The 18,082-nt window shown below is 65.0% G+C and carries 22 protein-coding genes and 1 tRNA gene; 12 read left to right on the top strand and 11 right to left on the bottom strand.

The genetic code is table 11. From position 1 onward, the window contains the following. The first annotated feature begins 15 nt into the window (after positions 1 to 15). Positions 16 to 1,686: a hydroxymethylbilane synthase gene (gene hemC / locus C3E87_RS03355; RefSeq protein WP_076059195.1), complete on the top strand. Its 1,671-nt coding sequence runs from the start codon at positions 16 to 18 to the stop codon at positions 1,684 to 1,686. Between the two features lie 143 nt (positions 1,687 to 1,829). Here the strand turns inward: hemC and C3E87_RS03350 are convergent, their stop codons facing one another. Both C3E87_RS03350 and C3E87_RS14555 read right to left on the bottom strand, forming a co-directional pair. Next, a complete protein-coding gene (locus C3E87_RS03350) occupies positions 1,830 to 2,729 on the bottom strand; it encodes an IS256 family transposase (RefSeq protein ID WP_255362893.1) in 900 nt (299 codons plus the stop codon). Then, positions 2,702 to 3,124 carry a transposase gene (locus tag C3E87_RS14555; RefSeq protein ID WP_255362892.1) on the bottom strand — a complete coding sequence of 141 codons (423 nt, stop codon included), beginning with the start codon at positions 3,122 to 3,124 and terminating at the stop codon, positions 2,702 to 2,704. The genes C3E87_RS03350 and C3E87_RS14555 overlap by 28 nt, the downstream gene beginning before the upstream one ends. A gap of 58 nt (positions 3,125 to 3,182) precedes the next feature. Between C3E87_RS14555 and C3E87_RS14550 the strand changes: the two genes are divergently transcribed. Then, positions 3,183 to 3,317: a hypothetical protein gene (locus tag C3E87_RS14550; RefSeq protein ID WP_255362891.1), complete on the top strand. Its 135-nt coding sequence runs from the start codon at positions 3,183 to 3,185 to the stop codon at positions 3,315 to 3,317. Positions 3,318 to 3,394: 77 nt separating this feature from the next. Here C3E87_RS14550 and C3E87_RS03345 read toward each other — a convergent pair whose 3' ends face one another. Further along, the gene (locus C3E87_RS03345) at positions 3,395 to 3,754 is read right to left on the bottom strand and encodes a hypothetical protein (protein ID WP_233120676.1); all 360 of its coding nucleotides are present in this window, start codon (positions 3,752 to 3,754) and stop codon (positions 3,395 to 3,397) included. A 157-nt stretch (positions 3,755 to 3,911) separates the two neighbouring features. Between C3E87_RS03345 and C3E87_RS03340 the strand changes: the two genes are divergently transcribed. After that, positions 3,912 to 3,984, top strand: a tRNA-Ala gene (locus C3E87_RS03340). Between the two features lie 75 nt (positions 3,985 to 4,059). On the opposite strand, the gene C3E87_RS03335 is transcribed toward C3E87_RS03340, so the two are convergent. Next, positions 4,060 to 4,689, bottom strand: a complete 630-nt coding sequence (locus C3E87_RS03335; RefSeq protein ID WP_076059193.1) for a hypothetical protein — start codon at positions 4,687 to 4,689, stop codon at positions 4,060 to 4,062. 56 nt (positions 4,690 to 4,745) lie between these two features. Beyond that, a complete protein-coding gene (locus C3E87_RS03330) occupies positions 4,746 to 5,501 on the bottom strand; it encodes a FadR/GntR family transcriptional regulator (RefSeq protein ID WP_076059190.1) in 756 nt (251 codons plus the stop codon). A gap of 58 nt (positions 5,502 to 5,559) precedes the next feature. On the opposite strand from C3E87_RS03330, the gene C3E87_RS03325 reads away from it, so the two are divergent. From C3E87_RS03325 to C3E87_RS03310, 4 genes are all read left to right on the top strand, one after another. Next, positions 5,560 to 6,879 carry an ABC transporter substrate-binding protein gene (locus C3E87_RS03325; RefSeq protein ID WP_083665355.1) on the top strand — a complete coding sequence of 440 codons (1,320 nt, stop codon included), beginning with the start codon at positions 5,560 to 5,562 and terminating at the stop codon, positions 6,877 to 6,879. 37 nt (positions 6,880 to 6,916) lie between these two features. Further along, complete coding sequence (locus C3E87_RS03320) at positions 6,917 to 7,798, top strand: carbohydrate ABC transporter permease (RefSeq protein WP_198928183.1); 882 nt, start codon at positions 6,917 to 6,919, stop codon at positions 7,796 to 7,798. Beyond that, entirely contained in the window at positions 7,795 to 8,625 is an 831-nt protein-coding gene (locus tag C3E87_RS03315) for a carbohydrate ABC transporter permease (RefSeq protein ID WP_076059183.1), read from the top strand. Before C3E87_RS03320 ends, C3E87_RS03315 begins: the two co-directional genes overlap by 4 nt. Positions 8,626 to 8,710: 85 nt before the next feature. Beyond that, positions 8,711 to 10,246 carry an alpha-N-arabinofuranosidase gene (locus C3E87_RS03310; RefSeq protein WP_076059179.1) on the top strand — a complete coding sequence of 512 codons (1,536 nt, stop codon included), beginning with the start codon at positions 8,711 to 8,713 and terminating at the stop codon, positions 10,244 to 10,246. A 519-nt stretch (positions 10,247 to 10,765) separates the two neighbouring features. Here the strand turns inward: C3E87_RS03310 and C3E87_RS03305 are convergent. The 3 genes from C3E87_RS03305 to C3E87_RS03295 are packed head-to-tail and all read right to left on the bottom strand — an operon-like array spanning position 10,766 to position 11,516. Beyond that, positions 10,766 to 11,041 carry a hypothetical protein gene (locus C3E87_RS03305; protein WP_233120675.1) on the bottom strand — a complete coding sequence of 92 codons (276 nt, stop codon included), beginning with the start codon at positions 11,039 to 11,041 and terminating at the stop codon, positions 10,766 to 10,768. Beyond that, on the bottom strand, positions 11,041 to 11,328 hold the full coding sequence (locus C3E87_RS03300; protein ID WP_233120674.1) for a hypothetical protein: 288 nt from the start codon (positions 11,326 to 11,328) through the stop codon (positions 11,041 to 11,043). Before C3E87_RS03300 ends, C3E87_RS03305 begins: the two co-directional genes overlap by 1 nt. Continuing rightward, positions 11,301 to 11,516, bottom strand: a complete 216-nt coding sequence (locus C3E87_RS03295; protein ID WP_233120673.1) for a hypothetical protein — start codon at positions 11,514 to 11,516, stop codon at positions 11,301 to 11,303. The genes C3E87_RS03300 and C3E87_RS03295 overlap by 28 nt, the downstream gene beginning before the upstream one ends. 102 nt (positions 11,517 to 11,618) lie before the next feature. On the opposite strand from C3E87_RS03295, the gene trxA reads away from it, so the two are divergent. Beyond that, positions 11,619 to 11,996, top strand: coding sequence for a thioredoxin (gene trxA / locus C3E87_RS03290; protein WP_076059177.1), 378 nt, complete (start codon positions 11,619 to 11,621; stop codon positions 11,994 to 11,996). Then, positions 11,993 to 12,481 (top strand): hypothetical protein, encoded by a 489-nt coding sequence (locus C3E87_RS03285; protein ID WP_076059175.1) that lies wholly within the window; start codon positions 11,993 to 11,995, stop codon positions 12,479 to 12,481. Before trxA ends, C3E87_RS03285 begins: the two co-directional genes overlap by 4 nt. Here the strand turns inward: C3E87_RS03285 and C3E87_RS03280 are convergent. Genes C3E87_RS03280 through C3E87_RS03270 form a run of 3 tightly spaced genes read right to left on the bottom strand, consistent with a single transcriptional unit; the run spans position 12,478 to position 14,968 of the window. Next, complete coding sequence (locus tag C3E87_RS03280; RefSeq protein ID WP_076059172.1) at positions 12,478 to 13,383, bottom strand: SDR family oxidoreductase; 906 nt, start codon at positions 13,381 to 13,383, stop codon at positions 12,478 to 12,480. The two genes, C3E87_RS03285 and C3E87_RS03280, sit on opposite strands and share 4 nt — an antisense overlap. A 53-nt stretch (positions 13,384 to 13,436) precedes the next feature. Beyond that, positions 13,437 to 13,727, bottom strand: coding sequence for a hypothetical protein (locus tag C3E87_RS03275; protein ID WP_076059170.1), 291 nt, complete (start codon positions 13,725 to 13,727; stop codon positions 13,437 to 13,439). Then, on the bottom strand, positions 13,724 to 14,968 hold the full coding sequence (locus C3E87_RS03270; protein ID WP_076059167.1) for an inorganic phosphate transporter: 1,245 nt from the start codon (positions 14,966 to 14,968) through the stop codon (positions 13,724 to 13,726). Before C3E87_RS03270 ends, C3E87_RS03275 begins: the two co-directional genes overlap by 4 nt. A 158-nt stretch (positions 14,969 to 15,126) precedes the next feature. Here C3E87_RS03270 and C3E87_RS03265 point away from each other — a divergent pair, with 158 nt between their 5' ends. The 3 genes from C3E87_RS03265 (at position 15,127) to C3E87_RS03255 (ending at position 18,076) form a co-directional block, all read left to right on the top strand. Further along, positions 15,127 to 15,822: a M48 family metallopeptidase gene (locus C3E87_RS03265; protein ID WP_076059165.1), complete on the top strand. Its 696-nt coding sequence runs from the start codon at positions 15,127 to 15,129 to the stop codon at positions 15,820 to 15,822. Further along, the gene (locus tag C3E87_RS03260; protein ID WP_198928182.1) at positions 15,819 to 16,676 is read left to right on the top strand and encodes a 3-methyladenine DNA glycosylase; all 858 of its coding nucleotides are present in this window, start codon (positions 15,819 to 15,821) and stop codon (positions 16,674 to 16,676) included. The genes C3E87_RS03265 and C3E87_RS03260 overlap by 4 nt, the downstream gene beginning before the upstream one ends. Positions 16,677 to 16,837: 161 nt before the next feature. After that, a complete protein-coding gene (locus C3E87_RS03255; protein ID WP_083665381.1) occupies positions 16,838 to 18,076 on the top strand; it encodes a L,D-transpeptidase family protein in 1,239 nt (412 codons plus the stop codon). Positions 18,077 to 18,082 lie beyond the last annotated feature (6 nt).

Below are 18,082 nucleotides of genomic sequence, written 5' to 3'. Positions count from 1 at the left end.
TCGGAAGGATCTTTCGTGAAGCTTCGGTTGGGTACGCGTGGTTCAGCATTGGCGCTGGCACGCTCCGAGATGGTTGCTGAGCTCCTCAGGGCGCAGGGCCATGAAGTCGACATCGTACGGGTGGCCACGGAGCACGTGGACACCATTCACATGGCCGACGGCTACTCCCTCGGCGTGTTCGCCCAGGAACTGCGCACGTCGCTGCGCAGCGGCGCGGTCGACGTCGTCGTGCATTCCGTCAAGGACGTCCCACTGTCCGACCGCCCTGAGGACCTCACGTTCGCCGCAGTGCTGAAGCGTGGCGACCATCGCGATGCGCTGTGTTCGCTCAGGGGCATGCCGCTGGCTGCGTTGCCGCGCCGCTCCCGCATCGGCATCACGTCGTTGCGGCGCCTCGCCCAGCTGCGCGCGCTCCGCCCGGATCTCACGTTCGTCGATGTCGGCGGCACCCTCCAGGACCGCCTGCGCCGGCTCGAGCCGGGCGACCTCGACGCCGTGGTCGTGTCGGCCGCCGGGGTGCATGCCCTCAAGGTGGAGGACCGGGTGGCCGAATACCTGCCCATCCTCACCGCACCCGGCCAGGGCGCGCTGGCGCTCGAGTGTCGCCGGAGCGACGAGGAGACGCTGGAGGCGGTACGCGAACTCGACGACGTCGAGACCCGCATCTGCATCGAGGCCGAGCGCGCAGTGCTGACGGGTCTCAACACCACCTACCTGGCCCCTGTGGGAGCCCTGGCCACCCGCCGCGGCATCCTCGGCCTGAAGGCGGGCATCTTCTCGATCGACGGCACCAAGCGCACCGTCCTGGAAATCGGGTTGCCCACCTCCGAGTACCACGCGCAGCGCACCGGTCACAACGTGGCCGAGGCCTTGAAGGCGCGCCGGGCAGACCGGTTCATCACCGCCGAGGCGCTGGAGACCGTCAAGATGACGGCTGACCACGCCGACGACTCCACCTTCATCGAGAGCTCGGAGGACGACGACCGCGTCAGGGTGCTGTTGCCCCGCCAAGAGGGGCGGATCAGCCAGGCCATGCGCGAGAACGAGTTGCGCGTGGACTGCGTGCAGCTCCAGGAGGCACGCCTGCTCTCGGCAGACAACATCATCGGCGACGCCGACTGGGTCGTCATCCCGTCAGGGCAGACGGTGTGGGCGTTGCGCGAACGAGGCTGGGACATCCCGGCGCACACGAAGGTCGCGACGATGGGCTCCACCACCCAGCGCACCGTCGAGGATTCGGGGCGCCAGGTTGATCTGAGCCCCGAAGGCACCGCCAGCTCCCAGAAGCTCGTCGAGCTGTTCCCGCCGGCCGACGGTGAGCAGCGCGTCGTCATCCTGTGCGCGGACCAGCTCTCCACCAAGCTGGAGACCGGGCTCCGCGCGAAGGGCTACACCGTCGATCGCAGCGAGATCTACACCATGGCGGACGTCGCGGAGATCGACCCGGCCCTGCGCACCCGCTGGGACGACGGGGCGTGGGACGCGGTCTTCCTCAGCCAGCCGTCGCTGGCCCATGTGTACGCCAAGACGCTCGGTCACCGCGATGATGTCCGGGTGCTCGCCTGGGACGAGGCCACTGCGGCTGCTGTCCGTGAGGAGGGCGTGGACGTCTTCGCCGTCGCCAAGTCCAAGGACACCTTCGGGATCGCTGATCTGGCGCGTCAGCTCCACAAGGCCCGCCACTAGCACGGGTGTCGATGTGGAGGCTCGGGGTACGCCAGAGGGTTGACGTACAGAGGGCCTCTGCGCCGGGGGTGGAGGCCGCTTCAGCACCGAACTCGTGATCCGGGTCTGTCAAGTTTTCGGTGTCACTCATGGTTGTTTGACTTTCAGTGTCGGCGGCCGGCTGAGAGCCGACCGTCGAAGGTGATCTCGAACGCGTTGAGTGCGCCCTTCCAACGCTGTGTCCGACGGGCTCTTCCCTTGCCGGTGGGGTCCAGTGCCATCACAGTGAGGTAGACGCATTTGAGCGCGGCCTGCTCGTTGGGGAAGTGCCCGCGGGCCTTGACGGCTTTGCGGATCCTGGCGTTGACCGACTCGATTGCGTTGGTGGTGCACACGATCCGGCGGATCTCTTTGTCGAACTGCAGGAACGGGACGAACTCGACGCGTTCCCCCACAAGCGCACGATCGCCGGGTACTTGGCGCCCCATGCTTCGGTGAACTCCAGGAACCGGTCCTCGGCCGCGGCGACGGTGTCGGCGGTGTAGATGGCCGTAGCGCGCGGGCGAGTTTGTCCCAGTCCTTCCTTGCGCGTGGCGGAACGACCCGCGGATCAGGTGGACCACGCAGGTCTGCACGATCGTTTGCGGCCACACGTTGCCCACCGATTCGGGGAGCCCTTTCAGGCCGTCGCAGACCAGCATCAGGACGTCGGCGACGCCGCGGTTCTTGATCTCGGTCAGCACCTGTTGGCAGTACTTCGCGCCCTCGCCGCCGTCACCGGCCCACAACCCGAGGATGTCGCGGTTCCCCTCGACGGTGACCGCCAACGCGACGTAGATCGGCCGGTTCGCGACCTGCCCGTCGCGGACCTTCACCTGGACCGCGTCGATGAACACCACCGGATACACCGGATCCAACGGCCGGTTCTGCCACTCGCCCATCGAGTCCAGGACCTTGTTGGTGATCGTCGAGATCGTGGTCTTCGTCACCTCCGAGCCATACACATCGGCCAGATGCGCCGCGATATCGCCATGGGTCAGCCCGCGCGCCGATAGCGACAACACGACATCCTCGATCGCCCTGAGCCGCGTTGCCGCTTCGCCACCACGACCGGCTCAAACGACCCGGCCCGATCCCGAGGCGCAGCGATCTCGACCGGGCCGGCCTTCGTCAGCACCGTCTTCGACCGGGTGCCGTTGCGGGCGTTCTCGCTGCCCTCGACCCGCTCGTGCTTGTCATAGCCAAGATGCGCGGTCATCTCGCCCTCCAGGGCCGACTCCAGGACCAGCTTCGTCAGCTGAGCCAGCAGCCCGCCCTCGCCCTCCACCGACAGCCCCAGCCGCTGCGCGTCGCCCACGAGTTGCGCCACCAAATCCTTGTCCACCAGCGGGGGCGTTCCCGTCGCCGTCACCGCCTCCATCACGACCGCCTCAGCGATCGGCTCAACCTGCATCCTCATCGGGTAGCTCCTACATCGGAGTTACGCCGGAAAACGTACAGTCCCCGTTGAGGCTGTAGTGGAAGGCGCCGTTGTTGTCGCCGCCTTCGTGGCCGACGTGGTCGATCTCGATGAACCCGGGGTGGTGTTGTTCCACTCGGCCCATGTCTTCAGCGGGATCGAGGACTTCAACAGGGAACCGGGTTTGGTGTGAGCGATGCCTTTGCCGGCGATGAGGCCTTGACGATACGGCTTCAGGTGACGACCCATCTTGGCCGGTGACATCTGCAGTTATTGGTCGCGGACCTGGGTGGTCATGTCGAGTCGGTCGAGACGCTCCAACGCGGTCAGCAACCGTGGCAAGGCAGCGGCGAGACGTTTCGAGGCGATCCCGTCGAGCATGGCCCAGCACCGCACCAACGCCTCGGTGACCTGAGTGTCGTAGCGTCGTGTCGTCTCTCGTGGCTTGCGGGGCTCGGGCAAGTGGCCGCTCGCAGCGCGTCGCAGCATCTTGCGGGCATGATCGCGGTGCCAGCCGGTGACCTGGACCACCGCGTCCAGGATCGCAGCCTTCTCAGCCTTGGTGGCCTTCGGCCACGCCTTCGCTTGGGTCGCTGTGATCGCCTTGCGCTGCGCCATCGTCAACTCCATCCTCTCAGGGTGCCGCTACGCGGGCATCTTGAGATGAGTCAACGAATCACCCCACGCGGGCTTCTAACGTGAGTCAACTCGCTGATTTGTAGTTCTCTCGGCGCATGCGCTAGAGTTTTTCGAGTCGCCGAAGGGCGGCAGTCGCGAAAGTGACACCGGGGCTATGGCGCAGTTGGTAGCGCGCTTCCATGGCATGGAAGAGGCCAGGGGTTCGAATCCCCTTAGCTCCACAAATGAACCTGCGTTTGGCTAGGCCAGACGCGGGTTTCGTGTTTCGCGGGGTACGTCGGGGGTACGTTGTGGCGCTAGAACGGTGGGTCGCCCCGGTCGGGAGCTTCGAGGATATCGGCGTCTTCGGCGGTCGGTCCGGGGTCGAGGTTCTTGTGAGCGCGTCGCTCGTGCCTGTCGGCCCACCAGTGGCGGAACCGACGCCAGCGCGCAGCTAGCTTGCGGTCTGTTCGGTTGATGTCGGCCTGCGCAGCCTCGCGGAAGCCGTCCGCAGCTTCTGTGATGAGTTGGCGTTCCTTGCTGCCTGCTTCGTTGGCGATGAATGGCAGGGCCATGATCCGGCGCGTCCCTGCCATGGTAAGCAACAGGTGCGCTGATGTGAACCTGACGTCGTCGTCGCCCAGGAGGGCACATCGGCCAGCGATCCTAGCGGCCTCTTGCTGGTGGGCCGCCAACGCTTCATTGTCGAAGGACGTTGTCCAGTCCAACATGATGTCGTAGTCCCACTGAGGCAGGAGGTCAGCGGCGGCGTAGGCGGTGACCAACCCCTCGGCGTAGGTCGTGCGCTGCTCGGCGCGAAGTGCCTCGACGCTCTGGCTCTTGGCTTGATGCCGTGCGCTCCGGGTCGTGCCGATGATGCCCGCGACGCCCACGAGTGCAGTGATGAGGGTTGGCCCCTGCGATGCCAACAGTTCAGTCCAATCCACCGGCTCTTCGTCCCATAGAGGCCGCAGTCGTCCTTGACAGGCGCGACTGCGCGGGGTCACGCGGGATTACGGAAAATGGTCATTCCCTTCCCGTGGTCGGCGTCGCCGAACGGAGGCTCGCCGGAGCGCAGATCTTCGTCGGACTCCCTCAATGCGTATTGCATGGCTCGTTCCGCCCCCTGGGGATCTCTGGCCGCCACAGCTTCGAGTACAGCTAGATGATCGGGTACCGGATCCATCCAGCGTGCCTCAGGGTGGTGCTGGATACGGTTACGGGCCTCCAGAGCGTGCGTCACCACGACATCGAGACGTACGAACAGTTCGTTATGAGTGGCCTGGAGTAGCAAGCGGTGGAAATCCAGATCGGCAGCGATGAGTTGAGCTACATCGTCCCCTGCTGAGGCGAAGGCTTCGAAGGCTGACCAGAGCGCAGCCAAGTCTTCCGGAGTGTGGCGTGTGGCCGCTAGCTTGGCGGCGGCGGGCTCAATGGTGTCCCGCAGCTCGGACAGATCACTCAAGAGTTGGTCGGCATCTGTCTGCGCCTCGCGGCGCCACTGCATAATGTCGCTGTCTAGCAGATCCCATGCGGCCCGCTCACGGACGAAGGTTCCGCGCCTCGGGCGGGAGTCGACGAGCCCCTTGGCCCCGAGGACGCGCACAGCCTCCCGGATCGCCGTCTTGCTCACACCGAACTCGGGCTCGAGCGCTTCGATGTTGATGATATCGCCGGGCACGTAGGCGCCTCGAATGATGCTCAGGCCGAGTCGTCTGACGACTTCGCCATGCAACCCGCGCCCGGGATAGATCCTCATGCGATCAGCGTAGTGCCAACGATCATGAGTTTGCACATTAGTAATTATTTAGTATCTTATGCATGAGCGCACGCTCTCACCATCCATCTACAAGGGAGTATTGATGGTTCGCATTGCTACACGACGAGGCGCCCTCAGCGGGTTGGCCACTCTGCTGGTTTCGGGGCTGGCGCTGACAGCCTGTTCGTCCACCGAGGCCGCGGACGACGGGAATTCAGCTGCTGGCGAGGAGAAGGCCCCGGTCACGATCACCTATGCCGCATCGACGTTCGGCGATCCTGGGCTGGGACCTCGGCTCCAAGAGCGAATTGACGCCTACAACGAGAGTCAGGACTGGGTCACCATCGAGCCGGCGGCGGTGCCTTTCCCAACATTTGGCCAAACGGTGCTGACCCAGATGGGTGGCGGGGAGGGGCCCGACCTGATCCGTTTCGACATGCCGGAGTTCACCTCAGCGGCAGCTGCAGGGCTACTCGAGCCGCTTGATGAGAAGATCGACGCCGACGAATTGGGCTTGCAGCCCGGCCCGGATCAGTACATGTTCGTCGACGGGACCCGCTATGGAGTGATCCATGACACATCCAACTACGTCCTCTACTACAACACGGACCTCATCCCCGAGCCGCCGACAACCTACGAGGAGTTCTTCACGCTCGCGCAGGAACTGACGCAGGGTGATGTCTACGGGCTCGCCTTCCGCCAGACCCAGGCCGAGGAAGCTGGGGTCTGGCAGGACATCTTCAACTACGTCTACGGCTTTGGTGGGCAGTGGTCTGATGGCGAGAACTTGACGCTCAACAATCCCAAGAATGTCGAAGGCTTGGAGGCCTATCAGGCGCTCTACGACGCGAACGTGATCCCGAAGGGAGCTGACGCGGCGACCTTCCGCAAGATGTTTGCCCAGGGCAAAGTGGGCATGGAGCTCAATAACGGCGGCTACACGGTCGCGATGCGTGGCATGAATCCCGATCGGGAATTCAGCGTGGCCCCGATTCCCTTCCCCGTCCGTGCTCAGGGCGCGATCATGGCGCCCATCGTCATCAACGCGAATAGTGAGAACAAGGACGCGGCGATGGACTTCGTCAACTGGATGTTGCAGGACGAGAACCAGGTCGCACTGCAGGAGGCCCTTGGGGCGGCGAGCATGGCGACGGTCACCGAGCGCAGCGAAGAGCAACTCAAGGAGACTCCGTTCCTCACCGTATTCGATGAGTTGACGAACTCGAGCGCGCCGCACATCGTGGTCGGTTTCGGCCCAGACACTGCTGAGATCCGGAAGATCGTTGTGACCGAGGTCATCGCCTCCCTCCAAGGTGAGCAGACCATGGCCGAAGCCATGGACAGGGCCCAGACGCAGGCCGAGGAGCTCGTGGGCTGAGATGGCCGATATCCGACCGAGGCGGAGAGGGGCGGCGATGGGCAGCAAGTGGACTCCGTATTTCTTCTTGTTGCCCGCCGCCGCCTACATCTTCATCTTCCAAGCCATTCCACTCGCACAACAGGTGTATCTGAGTTTCACCCGCACGAGCTTGCTCAATCCTTCGGGTGGCACATGGGTTGGTCTGGACAACTACGCCAGGATTTTCGGCAGCCCTGACTTCCAGAAGACGCTGTGGACCACGCTGGTCTATGTCGTGGCCTGCGTCGTTGGGACGGTCGGTCTCGGTTTTGCCGTGGCCCTACTGCTGAACGCCAAACTCCCAGGACGTGGAATTGCTAGAGCAGTGGTGACTATCCCGTGGGCAGCCCCGGGCATCGCCACGGCCCTCATCGCCACTTGGATGATGAATCCCCAGTACGGGATCGTGACTCGGGCCCTCAGGGCTGTGGGCGTGGACGTCGGGCCGAGCGGCGTACTCGACAATCCCCAACTTGCTCTGCCTGCGATCCTGGCCACCACCATGTGGCAGTTGTTCCCCTTCGTTGCCGTCGTCATCCTGTCAGCTCTTCAGGCGGTCCCTGTTGAGTTGAAGGAGGCGGCGCAACTCGATCGTGCCAACCGGTGGTGGGTGTTTCGTGTAGTCACCTGGCAGGTCGTTAAACCGACAGTCGGCCTCGTCGCGCTTCTGATGACGATATGGTCTCTGCGTCGTTTCGAGCTGATCTGGCTGATGACGCGTGGCGGCCCATTGGGCAGCACGCGCACCCTGGTGATTGACCTGTACTCAAAGGCGTTCGACGCCCAGCGGCTGGGAGACGCCGCCGCGATCGGAATGGTAGGAATTGCGATGGCATTAATCGTCGTCGTCGGAAGTCGTGCCGTCAGCCGAGCCGCGGAACGAGGTGCCAGCTCATGAGGACTTCCAAGCTTGGTCTGTACGCACGCATCGTAGGTGTCATCGTGGTGATGGGAGTGGCGGTCTTCCCCCTGTACTGGATGTTCACGACCGCATTGACCAGCGATGCGGGTCTCTTCGCCGCACGGCCTAACATGGTGCCGGACCTCTCCCGATTCGGCGTCTTCGTGCGCGCCCTCCAGGAGGGCCCGACCCTCATGTGGCTGCGCAACAGCGCGGTGGTTGCGGCTGGCACCACAACGCTGTCGATCGTGCTGGGAATTCCACTGGCTTATGCGCTGTCCCGCTTTACGTTCCGAGGGAAGCTGCTGCTGGGCCTTCTGCTGCTGATGACGCAGATGCTGCCGGAGGCACTCATGGTGGTCCCGCTGTTCTCCCTGTATCGCCGCTTCGACCTGCTGGACTCGTTGACCGGACTGGTTCTGGCGAACACCGCGTTCGTGTTGCCGATCGTCGCGCTGGTGCTCAAAGGAGCCATTGACGGAGTGCCCCGAGAATTGGAGGAATCTGCACGAGTCGACGGGTGCAGCCCGTTCCAGACGCTGTTGCGCATCAACGTCCCGATCATGGCCCCCTCGATTGCTGCAGCCGCTGTGATCTCCTTCTTCCACGCATGGAACGAGTACGTCTTCGCCGTCACGTTCATCTTTGACAAGTCGCTGCAACCGGCATCGGTGGGTTTGGCCGGCTTCGTCGGCGAGCAGGGGACGGCGATCCAGACGATCATGGCGGTGGGCTTCATGTTCACGCTTCCAGCAGTCGCGTTTTACCTCTTCGCTCAGAAGTACGTCGTCTCAGGGATGCTTGGCGGGGCGGTGAAGGGCTAGATCCCCCTGTTTCCCGCAACACACCCGATCCCATCCGTACAAAACCTCCCCAAAATGCTGTTTGATTGAACAATTCAAGGAAATCATGTCTACGATCAAGGCCGTCATCAACCTCGACCTTCCCGGCCCCGTCATTTCGAGGCACATCTATGGCCACTTTGCCGAGCACCTCGGGAGGTGCATCTACGGTGGTTTCTGGGTAGGAGAGGATTCCAGCATCCCGAACACGCGCGGCATCCGCCAGGACGTGGTCGATGCACTGCGGGCCCTAAAGATTCCAAATCTTCGTTGGCCGGGAGGATGCTTCGCAGATTATTATCATTGGCGCGACGGGATCGGAGTCAGGCACGAACGGCCGCGGATGGTGAATGCGCACTGGGGAGACGTTGTCGAGGACAACTCCTTCGGTACACATGAGTTCATGGATCTCTGCGAGATGCTCGGATCCGATGCGTACATCAATGGCAATGTCGGTTCCGGAACGGTCCAGGAGATGAGCGATTGGGTTGAGTACCTGACCCGCGACGATGACTCCCCGATGGCCAAGCTCCGGCGACAGAACGGCCGAGAAGAAGCGTGGGATGTGCCTTTTTGGGGTATCGGAAACGAGGCTTGGGGCTGTGGCGGGAACATGAGGGCCCAAGCCTATGCCGATTTGGCGCGTCAGTATTCCACATTCTTGCGCAACCACGGTGACAACCATCTGTATCGCATCGCCGCCGGCGCCAACGAAGATGATTACGCCTGGACTGAGGAACTGATGAAGGCGCTGGGGTGCGTCTCGTGCTCGAACGGTTCGAACCTGCCGTTCCAAGCCATATCGCTGCACAACTACACACGCACCGGAGATAGGTCGGCTCCTGGCCACGCGACGCAATTCGGTGAGGACGAGTGGTATCTCGCTCTGGCAAGGGCGAGGCACATGGATGTTCTGATAAAGCGACACAGCACCGTCATGGACCGTTATGACCCGGGTCAGCAGGTTGGGCTTGTGGTCGATGAATGGGGCACGTGGTGGGAAGTTGAGGAAGGCACACACCCGGGGTTCCTGTATCAGCAGAACACCTTGAGGGATGCGCTGGTCGCGAGTGTGCATCTCGATATCTTCCATCAGCATGCGGACCGCGTGGTGATGGCTAACATCGCGCAGACTGTCAACGTCCTCCAAGCGATGCTGCTGACAGATGCCGAGTCGGGCGCCCTCGTCCTGACTCCGACCTACCACGTCTTCGAGATGGGCGTGGGACACCACGATGCCGCAGCCCTTGATGTTCACTTCCCCACGAAGCTTCCGACGGTGCGGAGCGATGGCACCGAGTTGCCCCTCATCTCAGCATCTGCATCGATCCGCGGTGCTGAGGCACTGCTATCGCTCTCCAACCTCAGCCACGTCGACTCCCAATCCTTGTCACTCGACCTTCGTGGACGCGCGGTCCGAGGATGGTCCGCGCGCATCCTGACTGCGGAGAGCCTCAACGGGCACAACACGCCGGAGGCCCCTGCGGCCGTATCCCCTCGCAGTTTCGACGGCATCCAGCCGTGCCAAGGTGGGCTGAGTGTTGAGTTGCCTCCGCATTCATACGTCACCGTCGCGCTGGAACTTGATGACGAGCGTGATTGAGAGAACGGTTTCGGACCGTAGGCTTATCGATTCGCGCCATTGCCTTCGCCGCGCTCGTCTGGATGGGTGTTCCGGCTGTCCCAAGAACGCTCGGACGTCAAATGACCGCAACCGTTGGATGTGAAAGCCGAAGCTTGATCGAGGCTGGGCGGCTGTCATGGGCAATTGGTTGAACCGCGCGGGTAGATCTGGAGCTTCGGCGGACACGCAAGAGGCAGCCATGTCGACGGCACTGGAACTCTGGTCAGTTCCGGCGGTCGAAGAGTGGACAGTTTCGAGTCTAGTTCTGTTGTTCGGCTTTGATGCTGGGGAGGGTGTCGATTCCTCGGTCTCGGAGTCGGTCGGAGGCTCCCTTGAGAGGGGACTGTCCGATTCTCGGTGTAAGTGGCGTTTCTAGTGGTGGGTGCCGGCCGCGGGCACGCGGTCTGCGAAGGTGATGGCGAAGGGCCGAGTTCGTGGGCGTGGCCCCGACCGCAGCCACGGAAACCGCGCGCCATGGTGTCCGAGGCACGTTCTGATTCAGCCGCCGAGGGAGTGGAGCGTGAACGCGGCGAGGAAGCCCAAGCTGGCCACCAAGCCCGAATACAGGGAAGCTTCCTCGAAGGCTTCTGGGATCATGGTGTCGGTGATCATCGCGAGGATCGCTCCCGCAGCCAGGGCGTTGACGAACGCGATTGTGATCGGGCTGGCGCCATCAAGGGGGACGTATCCGGCCAAGGCTGCAAGGCCTGAGGCGAAGGCGATGCCGGTCCAGATTCCGAAGACGTAGCGGGGAGACCGACCAGCGTTCTTCATCACTGCCGTGCTGGAGAGTCCCTCGGGGATGTCGGAGAGATGAAGACGGCCGCGAGGATCGGGACACTGAGCCCACCGCCCGTGAGAAAGCTCAGCCCAAGGACCATCGATTCAGGAACCCCGGCGACGAGCGCACCGATGGCAATGCCCGCACCGCTGTCTTCATCGGCCGCTGGTTGTTGATTGCCCGAACGTTTGCGGTGGCGTGCGCCATGGCGCGCGAGCAGAACGTTCAAGCCGACGAAGGCCAACGCGCCACTCAAGAAGCCGAGGATGGTGGCGACCACTCCACTTGGTCCATCGCTTCCTGGACGAGTTCGGACGAGAGCGCGGAAATCAGCGCCCCGGCGCCGAACGACATCACCACCGCCATGACGCGGGAGGGGACGGATATGAACCACGCGATGACGCTATCGAGAAGGAGCGCGCCCCCCGAGACAAGACCGGCGGTGCCGGCGGCCAACCATTCAGGCATACCTCATTGTCTCCAGTCTTCGCCTTGGGCGTTCTCGGGGCGAGGTTTCGTCGTCAGCGGACAGATTCGCCTCGGATACCAGTGGGGGTATACGATCGGAGCATGGCAACCGTTGAGATCACCAAGGAAAACCTCGAGCAGACCATCGCCGACAACGGCATCGTCCTCCTCGACTTCTGGGCTGCCTGGTGCGGCCCCTGCCGCCAGTTCGGCCCCATCTTCGAGGAGGCTTCGGAGAAGCACCCCGACATCGTCTTCGGCAAGGTCGACACCGAAGCGCAGCGCGAGCTCGCCGCCGGCTTCGAGATCATGTCGATCCCCACGCTCATGGCCTTCCGCGACAACGTCATCGTGTTCTCCCAGGCTGGCGCGCTGCCCGGCGCGGCGCTCGAGGAACTGATCGAGGCCGTCGAGGCGCTCGACATGGACGAGGTCCAGGCTGAGATCGCCAAGCAGAAGGCCGGCGCGGAGGTCCAGTGACCCTCCCGTTCCAGCTCCAGAGCGGGCCGCGAACCTTCACCGCCGAGTTGGCCACCTGGCCGGCTCGGCGGTGGTTCTTCGCGGTGGCCACCGCGGTGGCCACCGTGCTCGTCGTGGCCATCCCTACCGCTCTGATCCCGAACCCGGTCTTCGGACGCGAGATCCCGCCGACGGCATGGGCTTGGCCCGTGCTCCTCGTGACCTCGGTCCTCGCCGGACTCGTCGCCGCCACCTACGTTGCGCGCAAGGACTCGGCCGACGCCGAACGGGGTGGGAAGCTGGGTGCCGCCGGGGCCTTCGTCAGCTTCTTCGCGGTGGGCTGCCCGGTCTGCAACAAGCTGGTGCTGATCGCACTCGGCTACACCGGGGCCCTGCAGTACTTCGCCCCGGTGCAGCGCTTCCTGGCAGGTGCTTCGATCCTGCTGCTCGCCGGTGCACTGGTGCTTCGTGTGCGCCGGGAGCGGACCTGCCCGCTGCCCGCCTAGAAGACGGGGCGGCCGCCCGTGACTCCCAGCACGGTCCCGGAGACGTACGACGCCTCGAGCGGGCTGGCCAGGAAGACGAAGGCGCCGGCCATCTCGGAGGGCTGACCCGGGCGCCCGAGGGGAGTGTTGAGCCCGAACTTCGGCATCTCCTCGGCCTTCTTGGTGGCCGGCTGCAGCGGCGTCCAGATCGGGCCCGGGGCCACAGAGTTCACGCGGATCCCCCTGGGCCCGAGCTCGGCCGCCAGGTTGACCGTGTAGTTGTTGATGGCAGCCTTGGTGGCCGCGTAATCGATGAGATCCACTGAAGGGTCGTAGGCCTGGATGGAGCTCACGTTGATGATGCAGTCGCCCTTGTCGAGGTAGCCCAGCGCCTGCTGGGACAGCCAGAACATGGCGTAGAGGTTGGTCTTGAAGGTCCGGTCCATCTCGTCGGTCTTCAGGTCTGCCAGACCGCCGTCGCGCCGGGCCCACTGGAAGCCTGCGTTGTTGACCAGGATGTTGAGCCCACCCAGTTGGCGGGCGGCGTCGTCGACCACCTTGCGGGCGATCGCCTCTTCGGTGATGTCTCCCGGAAGCAGGACGCACGTGCGGCCGGCGTCCTCGACCAGCTTCTTCACGTCCTCGGCATCGGACTGCTCCTCGGGCAGGTAGCTCAACGCCACGTCGGCGCCTTCGCGGGCGTACGCGATGGCCACGGCCCGCCCGATGCCCGAATCGCCGCCGGTGATGAGGGCCTTCAGGCCATGCAACCGGTCACGGCCGATCCAGCCCTCCTCGCCGTGGTCCGGGAGGGGCGTCATCTCGGTCGTGAGCCCGGGGGGTGTCTGGCTCTGGGCGGGGAATGCACCCTCGTCCATCGTCTTTGCCTCAGCTGCCTTGGTGATTGCGTGCAGATCACTCATGCGTTCCAGTCTTGTTCGCACGACCGCCGGGCCAAACCCCCTCAGGGGTGGAACTACTTGGGCACGAACATCGGGTAGATGTTGTCGAAGCTCAGCCGGTAGCCCATGCCGTGCGACACGATCACGCTGATCCCCAGGACGATGGCGACGATGACGACGCCGAACGCGAATCCCGCCACCACTTTGGCGAGGGGGTGGGGTGTGTGGTCGTCCACGTTCTGGTGGGCGCCGTAGGACAGGGCCCTGATGCCGAGCGAGAAGACGGCCGGGAGACCGGCGCCGAGCAGGAGACCCGCGAGCAGGACCTGCGATGCGCCCTCAAGGGCCAGCCAGAGGTTGTTCATGCCTTGCTCCTGACCCGGCGGTGGGGCCCGGCGGGCTGCTCAGGCAGCTGCCGCTGGGTGACGTCCTCGACCCATTCGTCGTTGACGTTCTTGTGGTCGACCCTCGACTTCTGGGAATGGAGGTACATCCACCCGGAGGCGATCGCCAGGATGAGGAAGATCACGATGGAGCCGAACAGGCCGCCCAGACTGTGACCGACGAACCACATGGCGGCGCCGACGATGCCCGCGGCGGGCAGCGTGATGGCCCAGGCCATCAGCATGCGACCGGCCACCGACCAGTTGACCTTCGCGCGCTTGCCGAGGCCGGAGCCGAGGATGGAGCCGGTGGCGACGTGGGTGGTGGACAGGGCGAAGCCCAGGTGGCTGGAGGCCAGGATGACCGCCGCGGAGGACGACTCCGCGGCCATGCCCTGAGGTGCGCTGATCTCGACCAGGCCCTTGCCGAGCGTCCGGATGATGCGCCATCCGCCGATGTAGGTGCCCAGCGCGATGGCCAGCGCACACGCCACCTTGACCCACAGCGGCACCGCTGTGAGGTCCGTCCAGGTGCCGGTGGCGATCAGTGCCAGCGTGATGACGCCCATGGTCTTCTGCGCGTCATTGGTGCCGTGCGCCAGGGAGACGAGCGACGCGGAACCGATCTGTCCCCAGCGGAACCCGCTCTCGCGGTACTTCTCCGCAACCCCCTGGGTGATGCGGTACACGAGCCACGTGCCCACGGAGGCGACGGCGATGGCGATGGCCGGCGACAACAGGGCGGGCAACACGACCTTGCCGATCACCCCGTCGAGCTTCGTGCCGTCGCCGGCCCACTTGACGCCGCTCACGCCGAGCCCGGCCATGGTGGCGCCGATCAGCCCGCCGAACAGCGCGTGCGATGAGCTCGACGGCAGGCCCAACAGCCAGGTGAGCAGGTTCCAGACGATGGCACCCACCAGGCCGGCCAGGATGATCAGCAGCAGCGACATGCCGCCGTCGCCGATCAGCTCCGGGCGCGGCGCGCCGCTGGAGTCCTGGATGTTGACCACGGCGTTGGTGACGGTCAGGGCGACCTCCACGGACAGGAAGGCTCCCACCAGGTTCAGGACGGCCGACAATGCAACCGCAACCTTGGGGGAGAGGGCCTTGGTGGCGATCGACGTAGCCATCGCGTTGCCCGTGTCGTGGAAGCCGTTCGTGAAGTCGAAGGCAAGTGCGGTGATAACGACAAGCGCTAGCACGATGAGTTCGGGGGACACCCCCCTAGTCTGCAACCATCTGGCCCTGAACACGCAATCGGGGCAGGATAATCCCCACACTCTCCAGCGCGGTGGCGTCTCGCGGAAATGTCGGTGGACAACAGGGGTGTCGGGGTGCTGTGCGAGGAAATGTCCCGACGCCCTCCTACGATGTGGGCATGACTCCTCGACGTCCCCACGCCTCGCTGCTCCAAGTGGGCAGCGTGTCAGCTGAGGTGACGTACAAGCCCATCAAGAGCCTGCGGATGCGGGTGGTCCCTCCCGACGGCGTGGTGAAGATTTCAGTCCCACTGGGGTTGGCGGAGGAGACGGTCACGGAGTTCGTGCGCAGCCACGAGCGTTGGCTGCTCAAGGCCAGGCAACAGGTCCGGCTCGCCCACCCGCCGGAGGAACCGTTGACCGATGGCGGGCGCGCCAGGCTCTGGGGCCGGTGGCATGAGGTGCGCACTGACGAGTCGGCCAAGGCGGGCGCCCGGTTGGAGGACGGCGTCCTCGTGCTGTCCGGTCCGGATGAGGACGCCCGCAGACGAGGGCTGGAGAACCTCTACCGGCGCGAACTCCGGGCCGCCCTGCCTGGCCTGTTCGCACTCTGGGAACCGCAGGTCGGACGCCGGCACGCCACGGTGAAGCTGCGGCGCATGACCTCGCGCTGGGGCACGTGCAACGTCCGCACGGCCGCCATCACCTTCAACACCGCGCTCGCGGAGCACCCCCCCACCGCGCTGGAGTACGTCGTCGTGCACGAGTTGATGCACCTCGTCGAACGCGGCCACGGCCCACGCTTCGTCGCCGGGATGGACCGGTTGCTGCCTGAATGGCGTCAGCGACGCAAGGCCCTGAAAGGTCATCCGTGAGGGTGCTGGAGGCCGCTGAATGGCGGGAGCGCGCCGAAATCCACCGCGGGCGCGTCACCGCCGAACTGGCGGAGGTGGTGCGGCGGCGGGAACGCGGCCTCAAGCACCCCGTCGACGACTTCCTGTTCCAGTACTACAACCTGAGGCCCAGCCACCTGGCGCAGTGGCATCCGGGTGCCGGCGTCGGCCTGGCCGGGGGAGAGGCTTTCGCGGAGCGTCAGTTCTATGCAACGACGGGACGGGTGACCGTGCTCGACGCAGCGTCCTTCCTGGCCAAGCGGGGCGGCACGGTCGAAACGGCCCACCGCCTCCTGGCTGCCGCGGCGGACAAGGCCCCCCGGTTCGGGTGCTTCGGGATGCACGAGTGGGCGATGGTCTACAGGCTGCAGGAGGGCCAGACGCGGCACCCCTATCTGAAGCTGCGCTTCGACCCGGCGGAGGTGGCCCGGATCGTGGAGGAGGTGGGCTGCCGCTGCACGCATTTCGACGCGTTCCGCTTCTTCACCGAGCCCGCCCGGCCGCTCAACGTGCTGCAACCGACGCGTGAGACGCAGCCTGACCTGGACCAACCGGGTTGCCTCCACGTGAACATGGACCTCTACCGCTGGGCCGGCAAACTCTCTCCCGCAGTGGGTTCCGAGCTGCTGTTCGAGGCCTATCTCCTGGCGCGCGACATCCGCGAGGTGGACATGCAGGCCTCCGCCTACGACCTCGCAGACTGGGGCTACGAGCCCATCGCCGTCGAGACGGCAGAGGGGCGGGCCCGCTACGCGGCAGTGCAGCGTGGCTTCGCGGAGCGGGCGGTTCCCCTCCGCCACGAGATCCTGCGGGTGATCAGGTCGCTCGAATCCTGAAGTGCGGGCAACCGACGACCGCACTGAGGCGTAATACGGATGAGAAACCCGTCCGACAGGAGCACTCCATGCACCGCCGCTTCGCGTGTCACACCGAGACCCGCCCCTCCGCGTCATACGATGCACGCGTACGAACCGCTCTTCCCCCTGTGAGGTTCACCATGTTCTCCGTGCCCAGTGCCCGGCGCTTCGCCATCGGCGTCGTTGCCGCCCTCAGCCTCTTCGCCGCTGCGTGCGCGCCGGAAGCGCTCGCGCCCCAGGCCGGGCCGGCGCCCACCGTCGCCAATCCCGGAGCAGGCGCGGTCACCGACGAGCCCGTGGTCCTGCCCGACGTGACGCCCACGGCGGAACCGGTCGTCGTCCCGGCGAAGCCGAGCGTCGTCCCGTCCGTGCCGGCCGCTGAGCCGACCACCGCGCCGAGCGCCGAGCCCCAGCCGTCTGTCGAGGTCCCTCAGCCCACCGCTGAGCCGGAGACCTCAGAGACGCCGGAGGTGGTGCCGACGGTGCCGCCCCTGCTGGCGCCCGGAGACGACTCGGAACAGGTGCGGGAACTGCAGCACCGGCTCCTCCAGCTGAACTGGATGTCGGGGAAGATCACCAGCGACTACGGCGACGCGACGCGGCTCGCCGTGGAGGGCTTCCAGGTGAAGCGTGGCCTCCCCGGCACGGGAGAGGTCGACCAGGTGACATGGGATCGACTTGTCGATATGACGCGCATGCCCACCGCAGACGAGATGCACAACGTGCTGAAGCCGGGGCCAGCCCTCCTGAAGACAGGCAGCACCGGGGATCAGGTCAAGGACCTCCAGGCCCGCCTGAAGCAGCTCGAGTGGTACCTCGGACTCGTCGACGGCCAGTACGGGCCCAAGACGGCCGAGGCGGTCACCGGCTTCCAGACCAAGCGGGAGATCCCGGTGACCGGTGAGGTGGACCAGCGCACGCTGGACCGCCTCGCGTCGATGACGCACGAGCCCACCGTCGATCAGCTCAACAATGTGGTGGCCGCCCCCGCGGAGGCCAAACTGACCCTGGACGACCGCTGCCTCCAGGGCCGGGTGATCTGCATCTCCAAGACGCAGCGGAAGCTCGCCTGGGTCGTCGACGGTGAGGTCAAGATGTCGATGGACGTGCGGTTCGGCTCCGAACTGACGCCCACGCGCGAGGGCACGTTCTCCGTGGGCTGGAAGTCGCGCAACCACGTCAGCAAGCTCTACGGCTCGAAGATGCCGTTCGCGCTGTTCTTCAGCGGGGGACAGGCCGTCCACTACTCCAGCGACTTCGCCGCCCGCGGCTACAACGGCTCCTCCCACGGCTGCGTCAACGTGCGCGACAGGGCCGCGGTGGAGGCACTGTTCGATGCGGCCAAGGAGGGCGACAAGGTGGTCGTCTACGTCGGATAATCTGAA

The sequence above is a fragment of the Tessaracoccus sp. ZS01 genome (assembly GCF_022342445.1).
Classification (GTDB): Bacteria; Actinomycetota; Actinomycetes; order Propionibacteriales; family Propionibacteriaceae; genus Arachnia.
This window is presented reverse-complemented; position numbering and strand designations above follow the sequence as displayed.